The organism is Streptomyces sp. NPDC006385 (assembly GCF_040612485.1).
In the GTDB taxonomy this organism is placed as follows: Bacteria; Actinomycetota; Actinomycetes; order Streptomycetales; family Streptomycetaceae; genus Streptomyces.
This window is the reverse complement of record NZ_JBEXQG010000073.1, coordinates 1-26,118: the sequence shown is the minus strand read 5'-3', so window position 1 is coordinate 26,118 and position 26,118 is coordinate 1. Positions and strand designations below refer to the sequence as shown.

Sequence of the window (26,118 nt, the reverse complement as noted above, 5' to 3'; positions counted from 1 at the left end):
GCGACCGGAGGAGTGCAGTGGCAGCCAACGACCGGGCAGCAGCTCCCGGAAAGTCCGGTGGGAGCTCCGGTGCCGATGGCCTGATGCGCGCCTCACTGAGCGCCGTGGCACCCGGCACGGCCCTGCGCGACGGCTTGGAACGGATCCTCCGCGGCAATACCGGCGGACTCATCGTGCTCGGCTCCGACAAGACCGTCGAGGCGATGTGCACGGGCGGTTTTGTCCTGGATGTCGAGTTCACGGCGACGCGGCTGCGGGAGCTGTGCAAGCTCGACGGCGGCATCGTGCTGTCCTCCGACCTGTCCAAGATCCTGCGCGCGGGCGTCCAGCTCGTCCCGGACCCGACGATCCCCACGGAGGAGACGGGCACCCGGCACCGTACGGCGGACCGGGTCAGCAAGCAGGTCGGCTTCCCGGTCGTCTCGGTCTCCCAGTCGATGCGGCTCATCGCGCTCTACGTCGACGGCCAGCGCCGCGTCCTGGAGGACTCCGCGGCGATCCTCTCCCGCGCCAACCAGGCCCTGGCGACCCTGGAGCGCTACAAGCTCCGCCTCGACGAGGTCGCGGGAACGTTGTCAGCCCTGGAGATCGAGGACCTGGTGACGGTCCGCGACGTCTCGGCGGTGGCCCAGCGGCTGGAGATGGTGCGCCGGATCGCGACCGAGATCGCGGAGTACGTGGTGGAGCTGGGCACGGACGGCCGCCTTCTGGCGCTCCAGCTCGACGAGTTGATCGCGGGCGTGGAGCCCGAGCGCGAGCTCGTCGTGCGCGACTACGTCCCCGAGCCCACCGCCAAGCGGTCCCGCACGGTCGACGAGGCGCTGTACGAGCTGGACGCCCTCACCCACGCCGAGCTCCTGGAACTCCCCACGGTCGCGAGGGCGTTGGGCTACACCGGCTCCCCGGAGGCGCTGGACTCGGCGGTCTCCCCGCGCGGCTTCCGTCTGCTGGCCAAGGTGCCGCGGCTGCCGGGCGCGATCATCGACCGTCTGGTGGAGCACTTCGGCGGCCTGCAGAAGCTGCTCGCCGCCAGCGTGGACGACCTCCAGACGGTGGACGGCGTCGGCGAGGCCCGGGCGCGCAGCGTGCGCGAAGGGCTGTCACGGCTGGCGGAGAGCTCGATTCTGGAGCGGTACGTCTGAGCCGTGGACCCCGGGCGACCGCACCCGGCTGAGCCAGGGGCAACCGCTCCCGGCCACCGCCCACGGCGTGGCACCGCACCGCGACTAGTCGTTCTCCAGCACGAACGACGTCTGCGCCGTCGCGAACCCCGGTGCCTTCGCCTCCACCAGATACGTCCCCGCCGGGGCCGACCCCGCGGAAGGCGTCGCGCACTGCGGAGCGCTCGCGGTGCGGGCCCACTTCACCGTGTACGTGATGCTGGACTTGGCGGGCACCCGGTACACCAGGCTGCCGGAGACCTCGGGGCAGTCGGCGGAGGACCAGAAGGCGTCCTGGGCTCCCGCCTGGGTGATGGTCACCACGGCGTTCTTCGGGCCCAGATCGATCTTGCAGTCGTAGGCGGAGGAGTTCGTCGCGGTCAGCAGCAGGGCGGGCGTCCGGCCGGGCTCGTACGCGTTGTGCAGGCTTTTCACCGTCAACTTCGCCTGCCCCGAGATGCAGTTGGGCAAGGTGGAGCCGGCGGCGAGCGTGTCGTCCACGCCGACGCCGCTGCCCGAGCCGCCACCCGCGGCTCCGCTGCCCAGGCCACCGGACCCACCGGAGTCCCCGGACCCCGTGCCGGATCCGCCGCCGTCCCCGGAGCCCGAGCCCGAGCCACCGGAGTCCCCACCGGCGGTCGACTCCTCGCGGCCGCCCGGCGCCTGACTGATCGCCGGCCCCGAACCCGACGGGCCCGGTGTGATCGTCGAGGGGGCGGGATTCTTGCCGTCGGATCCGTCGGCGTTGTTCTTGCCGCCTCCGCCGCCCGAAGCGAACACCCAGGTGACCAGCAACGCCAACAGGGCGACCACAGACAGCAGTACGGCCCTCCGTCGCCAGTAGATGGTGGAGGGAAGCGGCCCGACCGGATTGCGCAGAGATCCCACGGCGCAAACTGTACGAGAGATCGGTGCGTTCCCTGGCTCCACCCGCCGCCGAGAGCCACAACTTTTCCGGATCATCATCCCGGAAACCGTCCGGCGGCGACCGCGGCACCCCTGTCTTCCGTCAGGCGCGGCACCTGACGATCGCAGGATGTGACGGTATCGGCCCGCCGCCTACGGTCCGTGACCATGGACTTCGAGGACGCCGAGCTCTATCGGGACATCACCGGCTTCGCCCACGACACCCCAACGTGGGTACAGCACACCGCCGAGACGGGGACGGATGCCGGACTGCTGCTGTTCGCCGCGCTGTTCGTCATCACCTGGTGGCGGGCCAGGCGGGGCACACCCCGGGCATTCGCGATCGCGGCCCTTGCACCTGTGGCCACGGGCCTGGCGTACCTGTGCAGTGAGCTCCTCAAGTCCGTGGTCACACAGGAGCGTCCGTGCCGGGCGGTGCCGGGAGCGACGGCCGCGCTCAGCAGTTGCCCGCCGCCCGGCGACTGGTCCTTCCCCAGCAACCACGCCACCATCGCGGGCGCGGCGGCCGTCGCCCTGGCCCTGACCGGACGCGCGCTGCTCTGGCTGACGGCGCCGTCGGCCCTCCTCCTGGCCTTCTCCCGCGTCTTCGTCGGCGTCCACTACCCGCACGACGTCGTCGCCGGCCTCGCCCTCGGCGCGCTGGTCGCCATGTCGGCCGTACGACTGGCCGCCCACCCGGCGACCCGGCTGGTGGAGGCGATGCGTACGGCGTCGGCGCCGGCGTTCGTACGGTGGCTGACCGGGCAGGGCGAGTCCCGGTCGCCGTACCGCCCGTGAACAGCCGCCGAACCGCGCGGCTACCGCACCAGCCCCGCCTCGTACGCCACGATCGCCGCCTGCACCCGGTTGCGCACCCCCAACCGGTCGAGCACCGCGCTCACATATGCCTTCACCGTGCCCTCGACGAGATGCAGCCGGGCGGCGATCTCCGGGTTGGACAGGCCCGCGCCGACCAGCCCGAGCACCTCGCGCTCACGGGGGCTGAGCCCGGCCACGCGCGCGCGTGCGGTGGCCTCGCGGCCGAGTCGTCCGCCGCTGCCGCCCAGTCCGTCGATGACGTACCGCGCCACCTTCGGCGACAGGAAGGCCGCGCCGCCCGCCACCGCCCGTACGCCCGCGATCAGTTCGTAGGGGTCCCCCGACTTCAGCAGGAAGCCGGTGGCGCCGCCGCCGAGGGCACGGGCCACGTACTCCTGTTCGGAGAAGGTGGTGAGCATCGCCACGGCCGTGCCGGGGGCGGTCCGTACGATCTCCTCCGCCGCGGCGAGTCCGTCCAGGCGGGGCATGCGGATGTCCAGCAGGGCCACGTCCGGCCGGTGCGCCCGGGCCAGCTCGACCGCCTCGCGCCCGTCGCCCGCCTCGGCGACGACCTCGGTCTCACCGCCGCTCGCCAGGATGGCACGCACCCCGGCCCGCACCATCGCCTCGTCGTCGGCCAGCAGTACGCGGATCACCACACGGACTCCTCATCCATGGCAGGGCGTGGGGAAAGACCGGCTCGGGGGATCACGTCCTTGGTGACCAGCCGCCCCTCGTCGTCGAAGCAGAGCCTGAAGTGGTCGACGGAGACGAGGAGTTCGCCGCTCGCGCGGTAGTAGCGGCAGTCACCGCCCTGCGCGGGCGGCGCGGGCGCGCGCTCCACGGGCGCGTCCCGCACCGTGCGGTCCGGCAGGAGGCGAGCGATGTCGGCGGCCGTGGCCCCGAGCCGCAACTCGGCGTACGCCGCGGGCGGCAGCACCGAGTGGGTCTCCGTGTACGCGTACCAGGCGAACCCTCCGCCCACGAGCACGACGCCCGCTCCGGCGGCGGCCGCGAAGGCGTGGGCGATGCGGCGGCGGGCGTGGGTGAAGGGGGCGTACGGGTCAGGGGCGGGCCCCGCGGCCGTGGCGACAGCCTGCTCGGGGACGTGGGCCCGCACACGGAAGCCGCCCGCGTACGGCCCGGCCTCGAAGTCACCGCCGACCGCGGTGACGGCGGCGCGGAGGGACGGAAGACCCGAGCCGCCGGAAGACGGGCCGTCCGCCGTGCCGGACTCGGCGCACCACCCCGTCGGCGCGACCGGCGCCACACCACCGGGCACGGAGCCCCGCCCGCTGGTCACCGTGACCCTCGTGCCCTCGTCGTCCCTGGTCGCGGCCACGGTGACCTCGGCGCCCGGCGCATGCCGGGCCGCGTTGGTCAGCGCCTCGCGGACCACCCGGTACAGGATCCGCTCGGCGACCCCGCCGCCCAGCCGCCGCGCCGCCGTGCCGTCCGCGCCCGGCTCCCACCGCACCGGCAGCCCGGACTCGGCGGCGCGGGCCACGAGTTGCTCCACGCTCTCCCCCGGCGGCGTCAGCGGGAGCGGCTCGTCGTCCTCGCGCAGGACGCCGATGATGCGCTGGAGCCGCTCGGTGGCGTCGGCGGCGGCCGCGCGCAGGTCGGCGGCGGCGGCGCGGTGGCGGTCCGGGAGGTCCGGGGCCACTTGGAGGGCGCCCGCGCGCAGGGCGATCAGGCTCAGTTCGTGGCCCAGACAGTCGTGCATGTCCTGGGCGATCCTGGCCCGCTCGCGCAGCCGGGCGCGCTCCTCGGCGATGCGCCGCTCGCCCTCCAGACGCGCGGCCCGCGTCCAGCCGGCCTCGGCCAGCCGCCGGTTCTGCCGCCAGTAGCGGCCACCGAGCCAGGGGAAGACGCAGCCGAAGATCAGCGTGCCCGTCAGCACCACCCATTCCGGCGCCGGATCGACCCCGAGGAGCGCGATCCGCGCCGTACCGAGACAGCCGACGGCCCCGAAGACGACCGCCGCCGGGCGCACCCCTTGCGCGCGCAGACCGAGCAGCAGCGCGAAGACGCCGAGCGCCGGGCCATAGGAGACGGTGAACAGGGCGGGGGCGGCGGCCAGGCTGAGTACGGCCGTCAGCCCGAACGCCGCCGACGGACGCCACCGGGCCACGGCGACCGCGGCGGCGAGCACGACGAGCCCGGCCGACTGCTGCCACAGGGCTCGCGGTTCGTTCATCCCGAGCCGGTCGGCCGTGACCGCGGGCAACGCGAGGACGGCCCACAGGAGGCAGGCCCGCCATATGCGAGGACGTTCCATCCGTCCGACGCTACAAGCGGGGGGCGGGGTGCGACTGCTGCCGATCGTCAGGTGCGGTGCGCTCTTTGAGGCACGTCCGGGAACTCGGCCCACCACACTTGCGCAGCCACAAACGCACCGGCACCGCCGCCTACCCACCCGACCGCCCCCGACGTGGCAGGATCGGAAGGTCATGACTGCGCCCACGAAATCCCCGCACAGCCATTCCGCCGACGCCGGCTCCGGCGCCCCCCTGGCTCAGCCCCTGCAAGAAACCGTCATCGACTGGTTCGACGAGAACGCCCGCGACCTCCCCTGGCGGCGCCCCGAAGCCGGCCCCTGGGGTGTGATGGTCAGCGAGTTCATGCTGCAGCAGACGCCCGTGAACCGCGTCCTGCCCGTCTACGAACAGTGGCTGTCCCGCTGGCCCCGCCCCGCCGACCTGGCCAAGGACGCTCCCGGCGAGGCCGTGCGCGCCTGGGGCCGGCTCGGCTACCCGCGCCGCGCGCTGCGGCTGCACGGTGCCGCCGTGGCCATAGCGGAACGGCACGGCGGAGACGTACCGACCGACCACGCCCAGCTCCTCGCCCTGCCCGGCATCGGCGAGTACACGGCCGCGGCGGTCGCCTCCTTCGCCTACGGTCAGCGGCACCCCGTCCTGGACACCAACGTCCGCCGGGTCTTCGCCCGCGCCGTCACCGGCGTCCAGTACCCGCCGAACGCCACCACGGCCGCCGAACGCAAGCTCGCCCGCGCCCTGCTGCCCGAGAACGAGCGCACCGCCGCGCGCTGGGCGGCGGCCTCCATGGAGCTCGGCGCGCTGGTGTGCACCGCCAAGAACGAGTCGTGCCACCGCTGCCCGATCGCCGCCCAGTGCGCCTGGCGGCTGGCCGGGAAGCCGGAGCACGACGGGCCGCCTCGCCGCGGGCAGACGTACGCCGGAACCGACCGTCAGGTGCGCGGCAAGCTGCTCGCCGTGCTGCGGGAGGCCCACGCGCCCGTTCCGCAGGCGGCCCTCGACCGGGTGTGGCACGAGCCGGTGCAGCGGGCCCGCGCCCTGGACGGTCTGGTCGCGGACGGGCTGGTGGAGCCGCTGCCCGGTGGGACGTACCGGCTGCCGCTGACCTGACGCACAGTCACATCACAGCCCGGGAGTCTCTGCAACACCGAGCACACAGCCACCGCACGGCCATCACACGGCCAAATCGCCCCATAGCCACACCAAGCAGTCGGGCGTTTTGCCCCTTTCCTTCTTCCGTTACACAACCGACGGACAGCCGAGCGCTAGCCGCAGGCTGCTTCGGACAGGCCCGTGACAACGCCTCCGTAGCTTCATTCCCGTACCCGGCAAGCGGGGACGGCTACGAAGCACAGGCAGTGGAACCGACGGCGGACAAGCCGGTCGGGAACGGGGAACCGGGAGGCGGTCAGCATGGCGCAGGGAGAGGTGCTCGAGTTCGAGGAGTACGTCCGCACCCGGCAGGACGCGCTGCTGCGCAGCGCCCGCCGACTGGTCCCGGACCCGGTGGACGCCCAGGACCTGCTGCAGACGGCGCTGGTGCGGACGTACCACCGCTGGGACGGCATAGCGGACAAGCGGCTCGCGGACGCCTACCTGCGCCGGGTGATGATCAACACCCGGACCGAGTGGTGGCGGGCCCGCAAGCTGGAGGAGGTGCCGACCGAGCAGCTCCCGGACGCCTCGGTCGACGACTCCACCGAGCAGCACGCGGACCGCGCCCTGCTGATGGACATCATGAAGGTGCTGGCTCCCAAGCAGCGCAGCGTCGTGGTGCTGCGACACTGGGAGCAGATGTCCACGGAGGAGACGGCCGCCGCCCTCGGCATGTCGGCCGGAACGGTCAAGAGCACGCTGCACCGGGCGCTCGCCCGGCTCCGCGAGGAGCTGGAGAGCCGCGATCTGGACGCACGCGCGCTGGAGCGTGAGGAGCGGGAGCGTTGCGCGGCCTAGGCACGACGGCGGGCGGCACCGGGCACACGGACGGCGGTGACAGGGGCGCCGACGGGGGTGCCGACGACATCGGCCCCGGCTCACCCGGACCCGCACATGTCCGGGGAACCCTCCAGGCGGCGTTCACGGCGATGGCCGTGGTCGTCGCCCTCGCCCTTTTCGTCTCCGGGTGCGCCACCGGCGGCACCGGCGCCCGTGACGAGGGTCCGGCACGCGCCGATGCGGCGGGCGGCTCGGCCGCCTCGTCGTCCCTCGCGCCCACGCCCTCGCCCTCCGCCACGCCGGTACCGGACCCGAAGGAGGCCGTCCGCCTGGTCAAGGCGGACCCCGCGGTCTCCGCGCAGGTCAAGCGCGAGCTGAAGCCGTGCGTGTCCGACCAGTACCCCATCGACGTGTCGTACGGCGATCTCACGGGCGGACCGGCGGACGACATCGTGGTCAACGTCCTGTCCTGCGGCGACGCGGTCGGCGTGGCCTCGTACGTGTACCGCGAGCAGAGCGGCGCGTACCACAATGTCTTCAAGACGGAGGAACCGCCGGTCTACGCGGAGATCGACCGTGGCCTCCTGGTGGTGACCAAGCAGGTGTACGCGAAGGACGACGCGCTGTCGAACCCGTCCAGCGAGTACGTGGTCTCCTACCTGTGGACGTCCGGCCGCTTCGTCCGCAAGTACAGCACGCGCACCGACTACGGCAACCTCGGCGGAGGGGGCGCGTCGGCGACGCCCGACGGCTGAGGGCCGCCCGCCCCGGCGGCAGTGAACGCGTCGCCCGGTCCACGCGTCCCTGAAGTGGACGGGCACGACGCACCCCACAGAAACACACGGCACACGAGGACTGAGAGCACCGGGATGGCAGACCAGACCCACGTCCTGTTCGTCGAGGACGACGACGTCATCCGTGAGGCCACCCAGCTCGCGCTGGAGCGGGACGGCTTCGCGGTCACCGCCATGCCCGACGGGCTGTCGGGCCTTGAGGCGTTCCGGGCGAACCGGCCCGACATCGCGTTGCTGGACGTGATGGTCCCGGGCCTGGACGGGGTCAGCCTGTGCCGCCGTATCCGTGACGAGTCGACCGTGCCGGTGATCATGCTCTCGGCGCGCGCGGACTCCATCGACGTGGTGCTGGGTCTGGAGGCGGGCGCGGACGACTACGTGACCAAGCCGTTCGACGGTGCGGTGCTGGTCGCGCGGATCCGCGCCGTGCTGCGCCGCTTCGGCCACGCGAGCGGCGCCGACCGGGCGGACGAGGCGGAGTCGGCCGCCACCGGCGGGATGCTGGCCTTCGGCGATCTGGAGATCGACACCGAGGGCATGGAGGTGCGCAGGGCGGGGCAGCCGGTGGCGCTCACGCCGACCGAGATGCGGCTGCTGCTGGAGTTCTCCTCCGCTCCGGGCACGGTGCTGTCGCGGGACAAGCTGCTGGAGCGGGTGTGGGACTACGGCTGGGGCGGGGACACCCGGGTCGTCGACGTCCATGTGCAGCGGCTGCGGCAGAAGATCGGCCAGGACCGCATCGAGACGGTCCGTGGCTTCGGCTACAAGTTGAAGGCCTGAGCGGGGCGGTCGTGCGGGGGATGTTCAGACGCCCGGCTGCGTCCGGCGCGGTGGGTACGGAACTCACCGACCCGGCGGACATGGCGGGGCACGGACCAGGTATCCGTACGGGAGCGGGCGCGGGCGGTGGTGCGGGTGGTCATACGGGCACTTCCGTGCTGGGCGGCCGTGCGGGCACCGGCGTGAGCAGGCGCACGGGCCGCCGCGCCCACAGCCGGGTGGCCATTCGTACGGGCCTGAGGTGGAAGCTGAGCGCGGCGATCGCGCTGGTCGGCGCGCTCGTGGCGATCGTGCTGAGCCTCGTCGTGCACAACCAGGCCCGGGTCTCGATGCTGGACAGCGCGCGCGACCTCGCGGACGAGCGCGTCCAGATCGCCCAGCGCAACTACGAGCAGTCCAAGCGGCTGAACTTCCCGAACGCCGCGATCGACGACCCCGAGCTGCCGGCGGCGCTGCGGGAGAAGGCCGAGCAGGGCCGGCGGGCGACGTACGTGACCGACACGCCGAGCGGCGCGCCCGACATCTGGGCGGCCGTACCGCTCAACAACGGCAAGGTCCTGTCGCTGCGCACCGGCTGGACCGACCGCAGTGAGCACATCCTCAACCGCCTCGACCAGGCCATGATCATCGGGTCCATCTCGGTCGTCCTCGGCGGCAGCGCGCTCGGTGTGCTCATCGGCGGGCAGCTCTCGCGCCGGCTGCGCAAGGCGGCGGCCGCGGCGAACCAGGTCGCGAGCGGCGAGCCGGACGTGCGGGTGCGGGACGCCATCGGGGGTGTCGTCCGGGACGAGACCGATGATCTGGCGAGCGCGGTGGACGCGATGGCGGACGCGCTTCAGCAGCGGCTGGAGGCGGAGCGGCGGGTCACGGCGGACATCGCGCACGAGCTGCGCACGCCGGTGACCGGTCTGCTGACGGCGGCCGAGCTGCTGCCGCCGGGCCGGCCCACCGAACTGGTGCTGGACCGGGCGAAGGCCATGCGCACGCTCGTCGAGGACGTCCTTGAGGTGGCCCGGCTGGACAGCGCCTCGGAGCGGGCCGAGTTGCAGGACATCATGCTGGGCGAGTTCGTCAGCCGGCGGGTCGCGGCGAAGGATCCCGAGATCGAGGTGCGGGTCGTGCACGAGTCGGAGGTGACGACCGACCCGCGGCGCCTGGAGCGGGTGCTGTTCAACCTGCTGGCGAACGCGGCACGCCACGGCCGGCCGCCGATCGAGGTGACGGTCGAGGGCCGGGTCATCCGGGTCCGCGACCACGGTCCCGGTTTCCCGGAGGACCTGCTCGCCGAGGGTCCCAGCCGCTTCCGCACCGGCAGCAGCGACCGCGCGGGCCACGGGCACGGCCTCGGTCTGACGATCGCGGCAGGTCAGGCGCGGGTCCTGGGTGCCCGGCTGACCTTCCGCAACGTACGCCACGCGGGCGCCCCGGATCATGTGCCCGCGGAGGGCGCGGTGGCCGTCCTCTGGCTCCCGGAGCACGCGCCGACGAACACGGGGAGCTACCCGATGCTGCCGTAGCGCGGGAGCTCACCGACGGCTCACCCGAACGACTTGGAGAAGTCGAGCTCCTCGCTCCGCTCGGTCAGCGAGTACCAGTTGCCGTTGTCGTCGCGGAAGATCGCCTCGATCCCGTACGGCCGCTCCTGCGGCTCCTGGATGAACTCCACCCCGCGCGCCCTGAAGGTCTCGTAGTCCCCCCGGCAGTCGTCGGTCCGGAACGCGCCCGCTCCGATGACGCCCTTGCCGACCAGCGTCTTCAGTGCCTCGGAGGACTCGGGGTCGAGGCCCGGCCCGTCGAGGCTCATCAGGGCCAGCTCCACCTCCGGCTGGTCCTTGGCGCCGACGGTGACCCAGCGCATGTCGCCCATGGACAGGTCGTTGCGCACCTCGAAGTCGAGTTTCTCGGTGAAGAAGGCCTTCGTGCGCTGCTGGTCGAAGGTCCATACGGTGGTGATGCCCAGGCCCTTGATCATGGCTCTGCTCTCCTGTCGGAGGGTGTCGGTTCCTGCTCGTCACCGTAGGCGGGGCCGGGCTCGGGGCGCTTCTTCAAAGTTGCGGTGGGGAAGCCGCCGGCCCACAGCATCGCGTAGCACCCGGGGATGAGGGCCGCCCCGCGGCCGACGTGCCTGCTCCGGTACTCGCTCGGTGTCAGCCCGGTGCGCGCCTTGAAGCGGGCGGAGAAGGTGCCGAGGCTGCTGAAGCCGACCAGGTGGCAGATCTCGGTGACCGAGAGATCGGCGCTGCGCAGGAGTTCCTCGGCGCGCTCGATGCGGCGGTGGGTCAGGTACTGGCCGGGCGTCTCGCCGTACGCCTCCTTGAAGACCCGGATGAAGTGATGGCGCGAGTAGCCGGCATGGGCGGCCACCGCCTCCAGGTCCAGCTCCGGGTCGGCCCAGTCACGGTCCATGGCGTCCTTCGCCAGCCGCAGGAGCCGCGTCTTGTCCATGGTGCCGATGGTGGCACGCGGCACTGACATCGGCGTACGGCGAAGGCCCCCGGGCGGACACCGCCGGGGGCCTTCTCCTCGGTCAGCGGGTCGGACGTCGCTCGGACGCCGCTCGGACGCCGCCCGACAGGTCAGACGGCCTCGACCACGGGCGTCGGAGTCGGGGCGTCCTGCGTCTCCGCCTTCGGCCCCGCCCCCCTCAGCGGGACCTCCTTCACGAAGACGGCCGCCACCAGCGCCACGACCGCCACGACGGCCCCGAGCAGGAACGCCGAGTGCGTGCCGGCCGACACCGCTTGCTGATACGCCTCGCGGACGGCCTCCGGCAGCTTCGCCAGGCCCGACGCGTCCAGCTGGGCCGACTGCTCGGTCGCCTTCGCCCCCAGCGCTCCGGCGCGCTCGGCCATGACGTCCTGCACCCGGCTGTTGAACAGCGCGCCCATGACGGCGACGCCGAACGAGGAGCCGAGCGTGCGGAAGAGAGTGGTGGACGAGGACGCGACGCCCATGTCCTTCATCTCGACGCTGTTCTGCGCGACCAGCATCGTGATCTGCATCAGGCAGCCCATGCCCAAGCCGACGACGGCCATGTACACACCGGAGGTGAGCCGGCTGGTGTCGGTGTCCATCAGCGACAGCAGGTACAGACCGGCGACCATCAGCACACTGCCGACGACCGGGAACACCTTGTACCGCCCGGTGTTCGTGGTCACCCGCCCCGCCACCATCGACGTCACGAGCATCGCGCCCAGCATCGGCAGGAGCAGCAGCCCGGAGTTGGTCGCGGACGCGCCCTGCACCGACTGCTGGTAGAGCGGCAGGAACAGCGTCGCGCCGAACATCACGAAGCCGGTGATGAAGCCGATGACGGACATCAGGGTGAAGTTGCGGCTGCGGAAGATGTGCAGCGGCAGGACCGGCTCGGCCGCCTTGGTCTGCCAGATCACGAACCCGACCAGCGCCGCGACGCCGATGCCGGTGAGCTCCATGATGCGCGCGGACGTCCAGGCGTACTCCGTACCGCCCCACGTGGTGACCAGGACGATGGCCGTGATGCCCACGGTCAGCAGTGCCGCGCCCGGATAGTCGATGCGTGCCTGGGCCCGCTTCTTCGGCAGGTGCAGGACGGCGCTGATCGCGGTGAGCGCCACGACGCCGAGCGGCAGGTTGATGTAGAACGCCCAGCGCCAGCCCCAGTGGTCGGTGATGGTGCCGCCGAGCAGCGGCCCGCCGATCATCGCGAGCGCCATCACGCCGGCCATCATGCCCTGGTACTTGCCCCGCTCCCGCGGCGGTATCAGGTCCCCGATGATCGCCATGACGCCGACCATCAGACCACCGGCGCCGAGCCCCTGAACCGCCCGGAACGCGATGAGCTGCCCCATGTCCTGGGCCATGCCGCTCAGCGCGGACCCGATCAGGAACAGCACGATCGACGACATGAAGACGCCCTTGCGCCCGTACATGTCACCGAGCTTGCCCCACAGCGGAGTGGAGGCCGCGGTGGCCAGGGTGTACGCCGTCACGACCCATGACAGATGTTCCAGCCCGCCCAGCTCGCCCACGATCGTCGGCATCGCCGTGCCCACGATCATGTTGTCGAGCATCGCGAGCATCATCGTGATCATGAGCGCGAGCAGCACGACTCTGACGCTCCTGGGCTGCTTTCCGGCCTGTTCGGCCGTCCCTGTCCCGACTGCCTTCGTGTCCGCCATGGTTCCCACTCCCCCGGCTACTTACTTGCCGCCCGGCTAGCTGTCTACACTAGGGAAAAGTAGAGGCGTAACTAGCCGGGCGTCAAGTAAGTTTTTGGGAAAGCCGAGGACGTACGAGGATGGGTGGCACCATGGACGGCACCAAGCAGCGGCGCCGCGGGAACACCCGCCAGCGCATCCAGGACGTGGCCCTCGAACTCTTCGCCGAGCAGGGCTACGAGAAGACCTCCCTGCGCGAGATCGCCGAGCGCCTGGAGGTCACGAAAGCGGCCCTGTACTACCACTTCAAGACCAAGGAAGAGATCATCGTCAGCCTCTTCGAGGACCTGACGCAGCCGATCGAGGATCTCATCGAGTGGGGCAGACGGCAGCCGCAGTCACTCGAGACCAAGCAGGAGATCGTACGCCGCTACGGCCAGGCCCTGACCGACGCGGCACCGCTGTTCCGCTTCATGCAGGAGAACCAGGCGACGGTCCGCGAGCTGAGCATCGGCGAGATGTTCAAGAGCCGCATGCTCAGCATGCGGGACATCATCGTCGACCCGGACGCCGATCTCGTCGACCAGGTCCGCTGCGTCAGCGCCCTGTTCACGATGCACGCCGGGATGTTCCTGCTGCAGGACCTCGAAGGCGACCCCGAGGACAAGCGCAAGGCCGTCCTTGAGGTCGCCACGGATCTGATCACCCGGTCGCACAGGGGCGACTGACGGTCCGGCGTCTCAGATCTTCAGGCCCTTGGCCCGCAGGAAGGCCACGGGGTCGACCGCGGTGCCGTAGTTGGCGGTCGTACGGATCTCGAAGTGCAGGTGCGGCCCGCTGGAGTTACCGGTGTTGCCGGACCGGCCTATCTCCTGGCCGGTCTTGACGACCTGGCCGACCTTCACGCCGATGCGCGAGAGGTGGGCGTACTGGGAGTAGGTCCCGTTGCCGTGCTTGATGACGATGGCGTTGCCGTACGCGGGACCGTCACCGGCGCCGTTGCCGCCGGCCTTGACGACGGTGCCGCCGTGCGCGGCCAGGACCGGGGTGCCGCTCGGGACGGCGAAGTCCTGCCCGCTGTGGGTGGACTGCCACCTGGCGCCGTTCTGCGCGAAGCTGGCGGTCTTCGTGTACTTCTTCACCGGGCTCACCCAGGACGCGGCCTTCTTGGCGGCGGCCTTCTTCACGGCGGCGCTCTGCGCCTGCACGGCGGTGGAGACACCGGTGGCGGCGTTCATCTCGGCGGCGACCGCACCCCCGGCGCCCAGCACGACCGAGGCCCCCAGGCCGGCGGCCAGGACAGCGGCACGGGTGCGGAACGAGGACGTACGGGACGGACGGAACGTGAAGCGCGGGGACATACGAAACCTCATGGGGATGACGACAGAGAAAACCACCCGACGCACAGGCGGTCGCCGGATGGCCATCCCTTGGTAACCCGCGCACCCCCGAAGCCCAAAACCCCTCAGCTACGACAGAAGCTAGTACTCCGTCATAAAAATCGCTGCATCTTGACAGAGCGCCCAATACGGACGAACCAGTACTGATACCGAAATCCACCGTCAGTTTTCGAGGCGTACGCCCCTTTTGTCCGTCTACCCGTTTCCACTATTCCCGCTAGTAACGGACAAATCGCCTGTGCGGCATGTCACCGCCGTACGCAATCGAGAGACCTCGGAATGTGACGGGGGCTACGCCGCCCACCCCGCCTTTCGGTAACAAATCCCGGCCCAACTATGTGAGCCACGCCTCAAGTTGAGCTACCGTCCGGTAACCCGCTGGTTCCCCGCGGGTCATCCTTGCGCACGAACATGCACGCGACAAACCAGCGCACGTGACGTGAGAGGACCCCCCACATGACGCTTCGCCCCTGGGCGCGCAGAATCGCGGCCGGCACCGTCTCCGCGACCGCTCTCGTGGCCCTCGCGGTCCCCGCCGAGGCCGCCACGACCACAACCGGCACCTCCACGGCCACCACGACGGCCGTGGCACAGGACGTCGACTACGACACCTGGCAGAAGGACTGCCAGGCGGTGATGGACCAGGCGCTGCCCTATCTGAAGCAGCGGATCGCGAACTCCGGGCCGGGTGAGAAGCAGGCGATCGTCCTCGACATCGACAACACCACCCTGGAGACGGACTTCGGCTTCAGCTACCCGCAGCCGGCCAACGAGCCGGTCCTGGAGGTCGCCGAGTACGCCCAGGAGCACGGCGTCTCCCTGTTCTTCGTGACCGCCCGCCCGGGCATCATCTCCTCGGTCACCGACTACAACCTCAAGCACGTCGGCTATCGGGTGTCCGGGCTGTACGTGCGCAACTTCCTCGACCTCTTCAAGAACGTCGCCGAGTACAAGACGGCCCAGCGCGTCGACATCGAGTCGAAGGGCTACACGATCATCGCGAACATCGGCAACAGCGCCACCGACCTCTCGGGTGGCCACGCCGAGAAGACGTTCAAGCTGCCGGACTACGACGGGCAGTTGTCGTAGTCCGTCCGCTCCAAAGGCATGCGAAAGGGGCCGGTGCGGACAAGCACCGGCCCCTTTCTTCGGCTCAACCCGCTGAGGGTCAGGCCTCCTTGCTCAGGTTCGGCCCGCCCGGGCCGGCCGCCTGCTCGATCGGCGGGACGTCCGGCAGGGCCGACTTCTCCTCACCGCGGAAGGTGAAGGTCTTGGTCTCGCCCTCGCCCTCGGTGTCGACGACCACGATGTGACCGGGGCGCAGCTCGCCGAAGAGGATCTTCTCCGACAGCGAGTCCTCGATCTCGCGCTGGATCGTGCGACGCAGCGGACGCGCACCCAGCACCGGGTCGTAACCCTTCTTGGACAGCAGCTCCTTGGCGGACTGGGAGAGCTCGATGCCCATGTCCCGGTCCTTCAGGCGCTCGTCCACCTTGCCGATCATCAGGTCGACGATCCGCAGGATGTCGTCCTGGGTCAGCTGCGGGAAGACGACCACGTCGTCGACGCGGTTGAGGAACTCGGGCCGGAAGTGCTGCTTGAGCTCGTCCGAGACCTTGTTCTTCATGCGCTCGTAGTTGGTCTTCGTGTCGCCCGAGGCCGCGAAGCCCAGGTTGAAGCCCTTGGAGATGTCCCGGGTGCCGAGGTTGGTCGTCATGATGATGACCGTGTTCTTGAAGTCCACGACCCGGCCCTGGGAGTCGGTCAGGCGACCGTCCTCCAGGATCTGCAGCAGCGAGTTGAAGATGTCCGGGTGGGCCTTCTCGACCTCGTCGAAGAGGACGACGGAGAACGGCTTGCGGCGGACCTTCTCGGTCAGCTGGCCGCCCTCTTCGTAGCCCACGTAGCCGGGGGGCGAACCGAACAGACGCGACACCGTGTGCTTCTCGCTGAACTCCGACATGTCGAGGGAGATCAGCGCGTCCTCGTCACCGAAGAGGAACTCGGCGAGCGCCTTGGACAGCTCGGTCTTACCGACACCGGACGGGCCGGCGAAGATGAACGAACCACCGGGGCGCTTCGGGTCCTTCAGACCGGCACGCGTACGGCGGATCGCCTTCGACAGCGCCTTGACGGCGTCGTTCTGGCCGATGACCCGCTTGTGGAGCTCGTCCTCCATGCGCAGCAGACGCGAGGACTCCTCCTCGGTCAGCTTGAAGACCGGGATGCCGGTGGCGGTCGCGAGGACCTCGGCGATCAGCTCGCCGTCGACCTCGGCGACGACGTCCATGTCGCCGGCCTTCCACTCCTTCTCCCGCTTGGCCTTGGCGGCCAGGAGCTGCTTCTCCTTGTCGCGGAGGGAGGCGGCCTTCTCGAAGTCCTGCGAGTCGATCGCGGACTCCTTGTCGCGGCGGACACCGGCGATCTTCTCGTCGAACTCGCGCAGGTCCGGCGGCGCGGTCATCCGGCGGATGCGCATCCTCGAACCGGCCTCGTCGATCAGGTCGATCGCCTTGTCCGGCAGGAAGCGGTCCGAGATGTACCGGTCGGCCAGGGTGGCGGCCTGGACCAGCGCCTCGTCGGTGATGGAGACCCGGTGGTGGGCCTCGTACCGGTCGCGCAGACCCTTGAGGATCTCGATCGTGTGCGGCAGGGACGGCTCGGCGACCTGGATGGGCTGGAAGCGGCGCTCCAGGGCCGCGTCCTTCTCCAGGTGCTTGCGGTACTCGTCCAGCGTGGTCGCACCGATGGTCTGCAGCTCACCGCGGGCCAGCATCGGCTTGAGGATGCTCGCCGCGTCGATGGCGCCCTCGGCGGCACCCGCACCGACCAGCGTGTGGAGCTCGTCGATGAACAGGATGATGTCGCCGCGGGTGCGGATCTCCTTGAGCACCTTCTTCAGGCGCTCCTCGAAGTCACCGCGGTAGCGGGAGCCGGCGACCAGCGCGCCGAGGTCCAGGGTGTAGAGGTGCTTGTCCTTGAGGGTCTCGGGCACCTCGCCCTTGACGATGGCCTGGGCGAGGCCCTCGACGACGGCCGTCTTGCCGACGCCGGGCTCACCGATCAGGACCGGGTTGTTCTTCGTACGGCGGGACAGCACCTGCATGACCCGCTCGATCTCCTTCTCGCGCCCGATGACCGGGTCGAGCTTGGACTCACGAGCGGCCTGGGTGAGGTTCCGGCCGAACTGGTCGAGGACCAGGGACGTCGAGGGCGTGCCCTCGGCAGGCCCGCCGGCGGCGGCGGTCTCCTTGCCCTGGTAGCCGGAGAGCAGCTGGATGACCTGCTGCCGCACCCGGTTGAGATCTGCGCCCAGCTTGACCAGGACCTGGGCGGCGACGCCCTCGCCCTCGCGGATCAGGCCGAGCAGGATGTGCTCCGTGCCGATGTAGTTGTGGCCCAGCTGAAGGGCCTCGCGGAGCGACAGCTCCAGGACCTTCTTGGCACGGGGGGTGAAGGGGATGTGCCCGGACGGGGCCTGCTGGCCCTGACCGATGATCTCCTCCACCTGCTGGCGGACCGCCTCGAGCGAAATCCCGAGGCTCTCAAGGGCCTTGGCGGCGACACCCTCACCCTCGTGGATCAGGCCCAGGAGGATGTGCTCGGTGCCGATGTAGTTGTGGTTGAGCATCCGGGCTTCTTCCTGAGCCAGGACGACAACCCGCCGCGCGCGGTCGGTGAACCTCTCGAACATCGTTAATCGCTCCTCAGAGCGGTCAGGCAGTGGGGGGAACTTCCCCTCCCTGTCCTTCCGCAGCTTAGTCCCGCAAGCGGGGACCGCTCATTCCAACTGCCGACACCGTCGATGGCCTCCTGACCCCGCTAACGCCGACATCTGCTCCAACCCGATGGTGCGAGACGATGTTCCCGCAGGCCAGGCAGTTACCCCCGCCATCAGTACGCCGATGGCGAACGCGAGACGGCCTGTACTGCGTGTCGCCCCCTCCCACTAGGGATGTCTTACCCGCTGGGACTGACACTCCATGCCGCGCCCCCCGGTTCCCTCCGCTACGGGCGAACAACCTTGCGCCTCCCCGCACCCCCCGTACGCCCCCTTATCAGCACTCCACGTGTCCATTAGGACACTCAGCGTAACCCGCACGCTCTTTCGGCGGTTGCACTTGGCATGGCTGGCACCTGCCCCACGCTCATTACGGATCCCGTCACGGATCCAGTCGCGGATCTCGCCACAGAGTTCGCCACGATTCCCCTCCCTCGTCGGCCGCTCGATCCGAGCGATCAGGTCCGCCGGTGGTACGAGAACGAACTGGGCTGGCCGGTGGTGCCCGGGGCGCCGGGGTCGCCGGTGCGCCTTCGGGTGGGCGTGCGCTTCGACGTCCTGGACGTCCCGGCCGAGGCGGGGCACACGGCACTGCGCCATCTGACGCCGGGCTCCCCGGTGGCCGTCCGGGGCGACCGGATGCGGCTGCTCGTGGCCGCGGGCAGCGCAGGGGAGGTGCCCGGGGTGCTGGACTGGCTGGAGTGGGGGACGCTGCCCCTGGATCTGACGGCGCTCGGCGAGGGCGACCTCATGGAGGCGCCGCTGCCGCCCGGGCAGGGTACGGTGCCGTCCGGGCAGGGGACGGTGCCGTCCGGGCAGGGGACGGTCATGGCCGTACCGCACGGCCCTGGTCCGCAGGGGCCCGGCGGGGTGCGGCCGCTTCCCCTGGGCCGCTCCGCCGCCGTGCAGGGGGCCGCCGTGTGGCTGCGACCCCCCGAGCCTGGGGGCGAGGTCGAGGCCTCGCTGCCGACGCTGTCGGCCCTCGGGGGCGGTGGGGGCGCCCCCGATCTCGTACGGGTTCTGGGCACGGTGGCGACGCACTGCCACCGCCTGCGACTGCGACGCGCGTGCGCGCAGCCGTCGGCCTGTCCGTAGAGCCGGCTGTGCCTTGAGCCTCGGATCAGGCGTTGGCCTTCTCGTATGCCTCACGAATGGACGCCGGGACGCGGCCGCGGTCGTTGACCTCGTATCCGTTCTCCTTCGCCCACGCGCGGATCTGCGCGGTGTCCTGGCTGCCGCCGGAAGTGGCGCGCGCCTTTCCGCGACCACCCGAAGCGCGGCCTCCGGTACGACGACCGCCCTTCACGTAAGGCTCGAGAAGGCCACGGAGCTTGTCCGCATTGGCAGTCGTGAGATCGATCTCGTACGTCTTGCCGTCCAGCGCGAACGTCACGGTCTCGTCCGCCTCGCCGCCGTCGAGGTCGTCGACAAGAAGGACCTGAACCTTCTGTGCCACCGGATTTCCTTTCATCGATATCTTGAGGGCCGGGGGTCTGCGGCGTCCGCCGTTTCACCGTCCCCTGTTATATGCAGTACTGCAGTACGTCGGAAAGCAAACCGCTTTTGCTGGAAAAACACAAACCCTCGGGAGAGACCCACAGGCCGACCCCGGCCCGGAAACATGCGCGTTTCGGACATAGGGCACCCGGGCAGGGCCGTCCGCCGGAATAGGGGCTGACGATCACAGATGCAGAAGCATCCGGCTGTTGCCCAAGGTGTTCGGTTTCACTCGTTCGAGACCGAGGAACTCCGCCACGCCCTCGTCATAGGAACGCAGCAGCTCCGCGTAGACATCGGTGTCAACGGGTGTCTCGCCGATCTCGACGAAGCCGTGCTTGCCGAAGAAGTCCACTTCGAAGGTCAGGCAGAAAACGCGGCGAACGCCGAGCCAGCGCGCGGTGTGCAGCAACTTCTCCAGCAACTGATGACCGACGCCGGCGCCCTTCAGACCGGGCTTCACGGCGAGAGTGCGGACTTCCGCCAGGTCTTCCCACATCACGTGCAGCGCGCCGCAGCCGACGACCTCGCCGTTGTCGTCGCGTTCCGCGACCCAGAACTCCTGGATGTCCTCGTAAAGCGTGACCGTGGCTTTGTCGAGCAGGATGCGGCGCTGGACGTACTCGTCGAGGAGACGACGCACCGCGGCGACATCGCTGGTGCGGGCCCGACGGACGGTGATGGCTTTTGCGTGCACTTCTGGGCTCTCCGCCGCGGGGTTCTCGGCCGAGTGTCTCTCTGCTGACATGAGCGGACGCTATCGCCCGCCGGGCTCCTGCGCCGAGCCGGGGTTCTCGGGGCGGGTATCGGGGCGGGTATCCGGGGGCGTATCGGCGGCGGTATCGGCGGTGCCGGTATCGACGGTGTTGGTATCGGTGCCGCCGGTATCGGTGCCTGTTGCCCGGCGGGTATCGGGCGGTTCCGCTGGTTCGGGGGTTTGCGGGCCCTGGGCGATGCGTACGGCGTCTCGCAGGGCCTGGCGCTGTTCCTCGCTCATCATGCCGAAGAAGGCGACGAGTGCGGCGGCGGGGTTGTCGCTCTGCGACCAGGCGTCGTTCATCAGTGCGGCCGCGTAGGCGGCTCGCGTGGAGACCGCCTCATATCGATAGGCCCGGCCTTCCGCTTCGCGGCGTACCCAGCCCTTCTGATGGAGATTGTCCAAAACGGTCATCACGGTGGTGTACGCGATGGACCGTTCCTGCTGGAGATCTTCCAGGACTTCTCGAACGGTCACCGGGCGGTTCCACTTCCACACCCGCGTCATGACCGCGTCTTCGAGTTCTCCCAAGGGGCGAGGCACAGTTCAGAACAATAGTGGGAGATCCGGGTGCTGGCGTACCGGACGTGCGTTTTTTATGACTGAACAGGGCAAAAGGGGCGTTCGGTCGAGAAGCGTCGGGCCGTCGGCGGAGACCGAAAGGCTCAGGCGTCCGGGTTCACGGAGGCCTGGCGGGTGCCCTCCGCGCGTGCGAGGGCGGCGTCCACGGCCGCGTCCTCCTTGGCCTTGTTGGCTCCGCCCTGGGTCTTCACGATCACCCTGATCACGCCGATGAAGAACACGGCCATGACGGCCGGCGGGAGGAGTGCGGAGACGTAGTCCATGCGTCCAGGGTAGCCAGGGGGTGGGAGGCGGCGGGCGTGGGGTTGCGGGGGTTGTCGGGGGGTGGCCGGGGCCGGGTGTTTCAGTGGCGACGCGCTGCGATGCCTCGCGCCGCCGCCCGGCCGCCGTCAGCCTGCCGCGAGCTGCTGGGGAGGGTTCGCGGGCGGAGCGGTCGGTTTGCGGCGGGGGAAGACCTCGCCGGGGGTGGGGATGGGGCGTGCCGGCTTCGGAGCGGCGGGGGTGGGCTCGGGGCCGGGGCCGGGTTTGGGGGCGGCCGGTTTTTCGGCGGGCTTCTTGCGGGGTGGCTTGGTGGGGTCCTGGCCTGCGTCCTGGGCGGGGAGGGCGACCGGGGTGCCGGGTGATGCGTCGGAGAGGCCGCCGGGGAGGGCGTGGAGGTGGGTGCGGGACGCGGGGATGGCCGGCGTGGCGAGGGGGGCCGGGTGGGCGGTGCCGTGCGCGAGACGGGCCCGTACGTCCTCTTCGGCGAGTGTCCGGCAGCGGCGGAGGAGGGTGGCTCCGGTGGGGTTGCCATGCAGGGACCGGAGGGCGGCCAGGTCGTCGGGGTCCGGGGTGTACCCGGCGGCGAGGGCCTCCTCGAGGAGCGTGAGGTAGCCGGCTGCGGCACCGGGGAGGGCGGCGCGGTAGCGGGCGAGGTCGGCCACCAAGAAAGCGCGCAGCCGGGCGCCCTCGCGCATCGCCTCGTCGAGCGACTCGGCGAGGCGGCGACAGTCCTGGGCGTCCTCGGCCGAGGAGGGGCTGGAGTGAAGGGCAAGGGCGAGAGCGCGGCGGAGCACGCGCAGTTCCTCCGCGCCGAACGCCATGCCGCCGCGGGATCCGTGTGGCGTGGGCATGCGCCGACGATACGCGCTAATCAGACAAACGCGGCATAGCGGGGTGGGTGTGGCGTGGGGAGCCACTCGGGTGGGGGCGGGTGCCTCCGGCGGTTGGGCGGGGGTGCCCGCGGCGGCCCGCGGGTGTCCGGTGGGGGCGCGTTGATGCCTGCGGCGCCTGTGCGGGTTCGGTGGGGGTGCGGGCAGCGCCTGCGGGTGGGTTGTGGGTCGGGGTCGGGGACGTGCCGGGGGTGTCCCCCGTCCCGCCGTGGGCGACTGCGGCGGGAAGGGGGTTCGCCTCACTTCACGGCGGCTCGGCCGATGGGGTCACATGCGGGAGACGTTTCGTTCGTACACCAGGCGTAGGCCGATGAGGGTCAGCCACGGCTCGTGTTCGTCGATGACCGAGGATTCGCCCAGGACCATGGGGGCCAGGCCGCCCGTCGCGATGACGGTGACGTCTTCGGGGTCGTCCGCCAGTTCACGGGCCATGCGGTTGACCACGCCGTCCACCTGGCCGGCGAAGCCGTAGACGATGCCGGACTGCATGGCCTCGACGGTGTTCTTGCCGATGACGCTGCGGGGGCGGGCCACCTCGATCTTGCGGAGTTGGGCGCCGCGTACGCCCAGGGCCTCGACCGAGATCTCGATGCCGGGGGCGATGACGCCGCCGATGTACTCGCCGCGCGCGCTCACCGCGTCGAACGTCGTCGCCGTCCCGAAGTCGACGACGATGGCCGGGCCGCCGTAGAGGTCGACCGCCGCCACCGAGTTGATGATGCGGTCGGCGCCGACCTCCTTGGGGTTGTCCGTGAGGATCGGTACGCCCGTCTTCACGCCCGGTTCGACGAGGACCGCGGGGACGTCGCCGTAGTAGCGGCGGGTCACCTCGCGCAGTTCGTGCAGGACCGAGGGGACCGTCGCGCAGATGGCGATGCCGTCGATGCCGTCGCCCAGTTCGTCACCCAGGAGGGGGTGCATGCCCATCAGGCCCTGGAGCAGGACCGCCAGTTCGTCGGCGGTGCGGCGGGCGTCCGTGGAGATACGCCAGTGTTCGACGATGTCCTCGCCGTCGAACAGGCCGAGGACGGTGTGGGTGTTGCCTACGTCGATGGTGAGGAGCATGCCCGTTCCTACTCCGCCGCTCGCAGGTCCAGGCCGATGTCCAGGATCGGCGAGGAGTGGGTGAGGGCGCCTACGGCCAGGTAGTCGACGCCCGTGTCGGCGTACGCCCTGGCGTTGTCGAGGGTCAGGCGGCCCGATGCTTCGAGGGCCGCTCGGCCGTGCACGATCGCCACCGCCTCCTCGCACTCGCCCGGCGTGAAGTTGTCCAGGAGGATCAGGTCCGCGCCCGCGTCCACCACCTCGCGGAGCTGGTGGAGGGTGTCCACCTCGACCTCGATGGGGAGGTCGGGGAAGGCTTCGCGGACCGCCTTGAACGCCTGGGCCACGCCGCCCGCGGCCACTACGTGGTTGTCCTTCACCAGGGCCGCGTCGGAGAGGGACATGCGGTGGTTCACTCCGCCTCCGCAGCGCACCGCGTACTTCTCCAGCGCGCGCAGGCCCGGCGTCGTCTTGCGGGTGTCGCGGACCTTCGCCTTCGTGCCGTCCAGTACGTCCGCCCACGCGCGCGTGGCCGTCGCGATGCCCGACAGGCGGCACAGGATGTTCAGCGCGCTGCGTTCGGCCGTGAGGAGGTCTCGGGTGCGGGTGGTGATCGAGAGGAGCTTGTGGCCCTCCGACACGCGGTCGCCGTCCTCCACGTGGCGTTCCACCTCGAACTCGTCCTCGCAGACGATCGAGACGACCGCTTCGGCGACCCTGAGGCCCGCCACCACGCCCGCCTCACGCGCGACGAAGTCGGCGGTGGCGACCGCGTCCTCGGGGATGGTCGCGACCGTCGTCACGTCCACACCGTGGGCCAGGTCCTCCTGGATGGCCACATGGGCGATGTCCTCGATCTCCACGGGGTCGAGCCCCGCGTCGGCGAGGAGCTGGGCGAGCGCGGGGTCGAGGCCGCACTCCAGGTACGCCTCACCGTCGGTGTCCGCACCGCAGGCGCACTCGTCGCCGCAGCCTCCGGTCGAGGCGAGGGGAAGGTCGGGGCTGGTCACTTCTGTCACTGCTCCTGGGGCCGGGTCGGGGAGAAGTCTGCGGTGTCGGTGGTGTGCACGGCCAGTGTGCGGTCGGGGTTCAGGCGTACGACGATGTGGCGGCGCCAGGTCGTGTCGTCACGGTCCGGGCGGTCCTCGCGCCAGTGGCAGCCGCGCGTCTCGTTGCGGATCTCCGCCGCGGCCACCAGGACACGTGCCACGCACAGGAGGTTGGTGGCCTCCCAGGTGTCGACGCCGGGCTCGGCCGTCTTGCCGTTCTCGGCGAGCGCGTCGCGGGCGTCGGTGTGCAGCCGCTGGAGCTGCTCGGCGGCCTTGGCGAGGGAGTCGGCGGAGCGCAGCACGCCGGCGCCGTCCGTCATGATCCGCTGGATCGCGAACCGGGCCTCGGGCGTGAGCAGGGGGTGCTCGGGGGTCTCGGGGTAGGGCACCGGGTGCGGCACGCGCGCGTGGAGGCCGTCGGCCGCGCGGGCCTCGGCGATGTCGACCGCGATGCGCTCGGCATAGACCAGCCCTTCGAGGAGCGAGTTGGAGGCCAGGCGGTTGGCGCCGTGCACGCCCGTGCAGGCCACCTCACCGCACGCGTACAGGCCGGGGACGGTCGTACGGCCGTGGGAGTCGGTGCGCACCCCGCCGGAGGCGTAGTGGGCGGCCGGGGCGATCGGGATGGGGTCGTGGACCGGGTCGATGCCGTGGGCGCGGCAGGCGGCGAGGATCGTCGGGAAGCGGTGCTCCCACATGTCGGCGCCGAAGTGGCGGGCGTCGAGGAACATGTGCTCGGCGTCCTTCTCCTGCATGCGCCGCATGATGCCCTTGGCGACGATGTCCCGGGGGGCCAGTTCGGCGAGTTCGTGCTGTCCGACCATGAAGCGCACGCCGTCGGCGTCGACCAGGTGGGCGCCCTCGCCGCGCACCGCCTCGGAGACCAGGGGCTGCTGGCCCTCCGCGTCCGGGCCGAGGAAGAGGACGGTGGGGTGGAACTGGACGAATTCCAGGTCGCTGACCTCGGCGCCCGCGCGCAGGGCGAGGGCGACGCCGTCGCCCGTCGACACCGACGGGTTCGTCGTCGCCGAGAAGACCTGGCCCATGCCGCCGGTCGCGAGGACCACCGCGGGGGCGTGGACCGCCCCTACGCCGTCGTGCTGGCCCTCGCCCATGACGTGCAGGGTGACGCCCGCCGTACGGCCCTCGGCGTCCGTCAGGAGGTCGAGGACGAGCGCGTTCTCGATCGTGCGCAGCCCACGCGCGCGTACCGCCTCGACGAGGGCGCGGGAGATCTCCGCGCCGGTCGCGTCGCCGCCCGCGTGGGCGATACGGCGGCGGTGGTGGCCGCCCTCGCGAGTGAGTTCCAGACCGCCTTCCTCGGACTCGTCGAAGTGCGCGCCCGTCGCGATGAGCCGCCGTACGGCGTCGGGGCCTTCGGTGACGAGGAGGCGGACCGCTTCCTCGTCGCACAGGCCGGCGCCCGCGACCAGGGTGTCGTCCAGGTGCTGTTCGGGGCTGTCGCCCTCGCCGAGGGCCGCGGCGATGCCGCCCTGGGCCCAGCGGGTGGAGCCGTCGTCGAGGCGGGCCTTGGTGACGACGACCGTCGTCAGGCCGGCGGCCTCGCAGCGCAGGGCGGCGGTGAGGCCGGCGACGCCGGAGCCGACGACCACGACGTCCGCGGAGATGGACCACCCGGGCGCGGGCGCGTGCAGTCGTATGCCTGTGCTGGTCACGAGGCGGCTCCGAAGGTGAGGGGGAGGTTGTCGATCAGCCGGGTCGTCCCGACCCGGGCGGCGACGGCGAGGACGGCCTCGCCGGTGTAGTCGTCCTCGAGTTCGGTGATCTCCGTGAAGTCCGCGGGGTCGACGAGCGCGAGGTAGTCCAGTTCGAGCGGCGGGTCGAGGCGGGCGGCCTCGTCGAGGACCAGGCGGGCGGCGGCGCGGACGGCCGCCGTGGCGCCGGGGACGGCCTTGGCGACGGCGTGCGCGTCGGCCGCCGCCCGGGATTCCCCTATGGCGCTGAGCGCCTCCGCACGCGCGCGCGTGACGAGGTGCGGATCGCCGAGGTGGCCCGCATGTTCGAGAAGGGCTGGTAGAACGGGC

27 protein-coding genes are annotated in these 26,118 nt (G+C 70.9%); 10 read left to right on the top strand and 17 right to left on the bottom strand.

All coding sequences use genetic code 11. From position 1 onward, the window contains the following. Positions 1-17: 17 nt before the first annotated feature. Positions 18-1,142, top strand: coding sequence for a DNA integrity scanning diadenylate cyclase DisA (gene disA, locus ABZ078_RS36480; protein ID WP_234765811.1), 1,125 nt, complete (start codon positions 18-20; stop codon positions 1,140-1,142). Between the two features lie 84 nt (positions 1,143-1,226). Here disA and ABZ078_RS36475 read toward each other — a convergent pair whose 3' ends face one another. Beyond that, entirely contained in the window at positions 1,227-2,048 is an 822-nt protein-coding gene (locus ABZ078_RS36475; protein WP_356582589.1) for a hypothetical protein, read from the bottom strand. Between the two features lie 186 nt (positions 2,049-2,234). Between ABZ078_RS36475 and ABZ078_RS36470 the strand changes: the two genes are divergently transcribed. Next, the gene (locus ABZ078_RS36470) at positions 2,235-2,864 is read left to right on the top strand and encodes a phosphatase PAP2 family protein (RefSeq protein WP_356582587.1); all 630 of its coding nucleotides are present in this window, start codon (positions 2,235-2,237) and stop codon (positions 2,862-2,864) included. A 20-nt stretch (positions 2,865-2,884) separates the two neighbouring features. Here ABZ078_RS36470 and ABZ078_RS36465 read toward each other — a convergent pair whose 3' ends face one another. Both ABZ078_RS36465 and ABZ078_RS36460 read right to left on the bottom strand, forming a co-directional pair. Further along, positions 2,885-3,541, bottom strand: coding sequence for a response regulator transcription factor (locus ABZ078_RS36465; RefSeq protein WP_356582627.1), 657 nt, complete (start codon positions 3,539-3,541; stop codon positions 2,885-2,887). Next, positions 3,538-5,166 carry a histidine kinase gene (locus tag ABZ078_RS36460; RefSeq protein WP_356582585.1) on the bottom strand — a complete coding sequence of 543 codons (1,629 nt, stop codon included), beginning with the start codon at positions 5,164-5,166 and terminating at the stop codon, positions 3,538-3,540. The genes ABZ078_RS36465 and ABZ078_RS36460 overlap by 4 nt, the downstream gene beginning before the upstream one ends. Positions 5,167-5,338: 172 nt before the next feature. Here ABZ078_RS36460 and ABZ078_RS36455 point away from each other — a divergent pair, with 172 nt between their 5' ends. The 5 genes from ABZ078_RS36455 (at position 5,339) to cseC (ending at position 10,190) form a co-directional block, all read left to right on the top strand. After that, positions 5,339-6,274, top strand: coding sequence for an A/G-specific adenine glycosylase (locus tag ABZ078_RS36455; protein ID WP_356582583.1), 936 nt, complete (start codon positions 5,339-5,341; stop codon positions 6,272-6,274). Positions 6,275-6,577: 303 nt separating this feature from the next. Continuing rightward, positions 6,578-7,117 (top strand): SigE family RNA polymerase sigma factor, encoded by a 540-nt coding sequence (locus ABZ078_RS36450; RefSeq protein WP_003999062.1) that lies wholly within the window; start codon positions 6,578-6,580, stop codon positions 7,115-7,117. A 131-nt stretch (positions 7,118-7,248) separates the two neighbouring features. Next, positions 7,249-7,854, top strand: coding sequence for a hypothetical protein (locus tag ABZ078_RS36445; protein WP_356582625.1), 606 nt, complete (start codon positions 7,249-7,251; stop codon positions 7,852-7,854). A 114-nt stretch (positions 7,855-7,968) separates the two neighbouring features. Next, positions 7,969-8,673, top strand: a complete 705-nt coding sequence (gene cseB / locus ABZ078_RS36440; protein ID WP_356582581.1) for a two-component system response regulator CseB — start codon at positions 7,969-7,971, stop codon at positions 8,671-8,673. Between the two features lie 80 nt (positions 8,674-8,753). After that, the gene (gene cseC / locus ABZ078_RS36435; RefSeq protein ID WP_356582623.1) at positions 8,754-10,190 is read left to right on the top strand and encodes a two-component system sensor histidine kinase CseC; all 1,437 of its coding nucleotides are present in this window, start codon (positions 8,754-8,756) and stop codon (positions 10,188-10,190) included. Between the two features lie 20 nt (positions 10,191-10,210). Here the strand turns inward: cseC and ABZ078_RS36430 are convergent, their stop codons facing one another. From ABZ078_RS36430 to ABZ078_RS36420, 3 genes are all read right to left on the bottom strand, one after another. Further along, the gene (locus tag ABZ078_RS36430; protein WP_356582579.1) at positions 10,211-10,645 is read right to left on the bottom strand and encodes a VOC family protein; all 435 of its coding nucleotides are present in this window, start codon (positions 10,643-10,645) and stop codon (positions 10,211-10,213) included. Next, positions 10,642-11,118 carry a helix-turn-helix transcriptional regulator gene (locus ABZ078_RS36425; RefSeq protein WP_356582577.1) on the bottom strand — a complete coding sequence of 159 codons (477 nt, stop codon included), beginning with the start codon at positions 11,116-11,118 and terminating at the stop codon, positions 10,642-10,644. Before ABZ078_RS36425 ends, ABZ078_RS36430 begins: the two co-directional genes overlap by 4 nt. A gap of 131 nt (positions 11,119-11,249) precedes the next feature. Then, the gene (locus ABZ078_RS36420; RefSeq protein ID WP_356582575.1) at positions 11,250-12,833 is read right to left on the bottom strand and encodes an MDR family MFS transporter; all 1,584 of its coding nucleotides are present in this window, start codon (positions 12,831-12,833) and stop codon (positions 11,250-11,252) included. A 119-nt stretch (positions 12,834-12,952) separates the two neighbouring features. On the opposite strand from ABZ078_RS36420, the gene ABZ078_RS36415 reads away from it, so the two are divergent. After that, entirely contained in the window at positions 12,953-13,540 is a 588-nt protein-coding gene (locus ABZ078_RS36415; protein WP_356582573.1) for a helix-turn-helix domain-containing protein, read from the top strand. A 12-nt stretch (positions 13,541-13,552) separates the two neighbouring features. On the opposite strand, the gene ABZ078_RS36410 is transcribed toward ABZ078_RS36415, so the two are convergent. Beyond that, entirely contained in the window at positions 13,553-14,173 is a 621-nt protein-coding gene (locus ABZ078_RS36410; RefSeq protein WP_356582571.1) for a M23 family metallopeptidase, read from the bottom strand. 495 nt (positions 14,174-14,668) lie between these two features. On the opposite strand from ABZ078_RS36410, the gene ABZ078_RS36405 reads away from it, so the two are divergent. After that, positions 14,669-15,301: an HAD family acid phosphatase gene (locus tag ABZ078_RS36405; protein ID WP_356582569.1), complete on the top strand. Its 633-nt coding sequence runs from the start codon at positions 14,669-14,671 to the stop codon at positions 15,299-15,301. Positions 15,302-15,380: 79 nt separating this feature from the next. On the opposite strand, the gene ABZ078_RS36400 is transcribed toward ABZ078_RS36405, so the two are convergent. Further along, a complete protein-coding gene (locus ABZ078_RS36400; RefSeq protein ID WP_356582567.1) occupies positions 15,381-17,906 on the bottom strand; it encodes an ATP-dependent Clp protease ATP-binding subunit in 2,526 nt (841 codons plus the stop codon). A gap of 432 nt (positions 17,907-18,338) precedes the next feature. On the opposite strand from ABZ078_RS36400, the gene ABZ078_RS36395 reads away from it, so the two are divergent. Beyond that, positions 18,339-19,088 (top strand): SCO3374 family protein, encoded by a 750-nt coding sequence (locus ABZ078_RS36395; RefSeq protein ID WP_356582565.1) that lies wholly within the window; start codon positions 18,339-18,341, stop codon positions 19,086-19,088. A gap of 25 nt (positions 19,089-19,113) precedes the next feature. On the opposite strand, the gene ABZ078_RS36390 is transcribed toward ABZ078_RS36395, so the two are convergent. The 9 genes from ABZ078_RS36390 to ABZ078_RS36350 all read right to left on the bottom strand — a co-directional run. After that, positions 19,114-19,449, bottom strand: a complete 336-nt coding sequence (locus tag ABZ078_RS36390; protein ID WP_356582563.1) for an Lsr2 family protein — start codon at positions 19,447-19,449, stop codon at positions 19,114-19,116. A 225-nt stretch (positions 19,450-19,674) separates the two neighbouring features. Next, the gene (locus tag ABZ078_RS36385; protein WP_356582561.1) at positions 19,675-20,238 is read right to left on the bottom strand and encodes an amino-acid N-acetyltransferase; all 564 of its coding nucleotides are present in this window, start codon (positions 20,236-20,238) and stop codon (positions 19,675-19,677) included. A 9-nt stretch (positions 20,239-20,247) separates the two neighbouring features. Next, positions 20,248-20,790 carry a BlaI/MecI/CopY family transcriptional regulator gene (locus tag ABZ078_RS36380; RefSeq protein ID WP_356582560.1) on the bottom strand — a complete coding sequence of 181 codons (543 nt, stop codon included), beginning with the start codon at positions 20,788-20,790 and terminating at the stop codon, positions 20,248-20,250. A 122-nt stretch (positions 20,791-20,912) separates the two neighbouring features. Continuing rightward, a complete protein-coding gene (locus ABZ078_RS36375) occupies positions 20,913-21,092 on the bottom strand; it encodes a hypothetical protein (protein ID WP_356582558.1) in 180 nt (59 codons plus the stop codon). 126 nt (positions 21,093-21,218) lie between these two features. Next, entirely contained in the window at positions 21,219-21,911 is a 693-nt protein-coding gene (locus ABZ078_RS36370; RefSeq protein WP_356582621.1) for a hypothetical protein, read from the bottom strand. 336 nt (positions 21,912-22,247) lie between these two features. Further along, entirely contained in the window at positions 22,248-23,045 is a 798-nt protein-coding gene (locus tag ABZ078_RS36365) for a type III pantothenate kinase (protein WP_356582556.1), read from the bottom strand. 8 nt (positions 23,046-23,053) lie between these two features. Continuing rightward, positions 23,054-24,034, bottom strand: a complete 981-nt coding sequence (nadC, locus tag ABZ078_RS36360; RefSeq protein WP_356582554.1) for a carboxylating nicotinate-nucleotide diphosphorylase — start codon at positions 24,032-24,034, stop codon at positions 23,054-23,056. A 5-nt stretch (positions 24,035-24,039) separates the two neighbouring features. After that, on the bottom strand, positions 24,040-25,749 hold the full coding sequence (locus ABZ078_RS36355) for an L-aspartate oxidase (protein ID WP_356582553.1): 1,710 nt from the start codon (positions 25,747-25,749) through the stop codon (positions 24,040-24,042). Then, positions 25,746-26,118: pantoate--beta-alanine ligase (locus tag ABZ078_RS36350; protein WP_356582551.1), on the bottom strand; the 373-nt coding region annotated here is incomplete at its 5' end. The genes ABZ078_RS36350 and ABZ078_RS36355, both read right to left, overlap by 4 nt.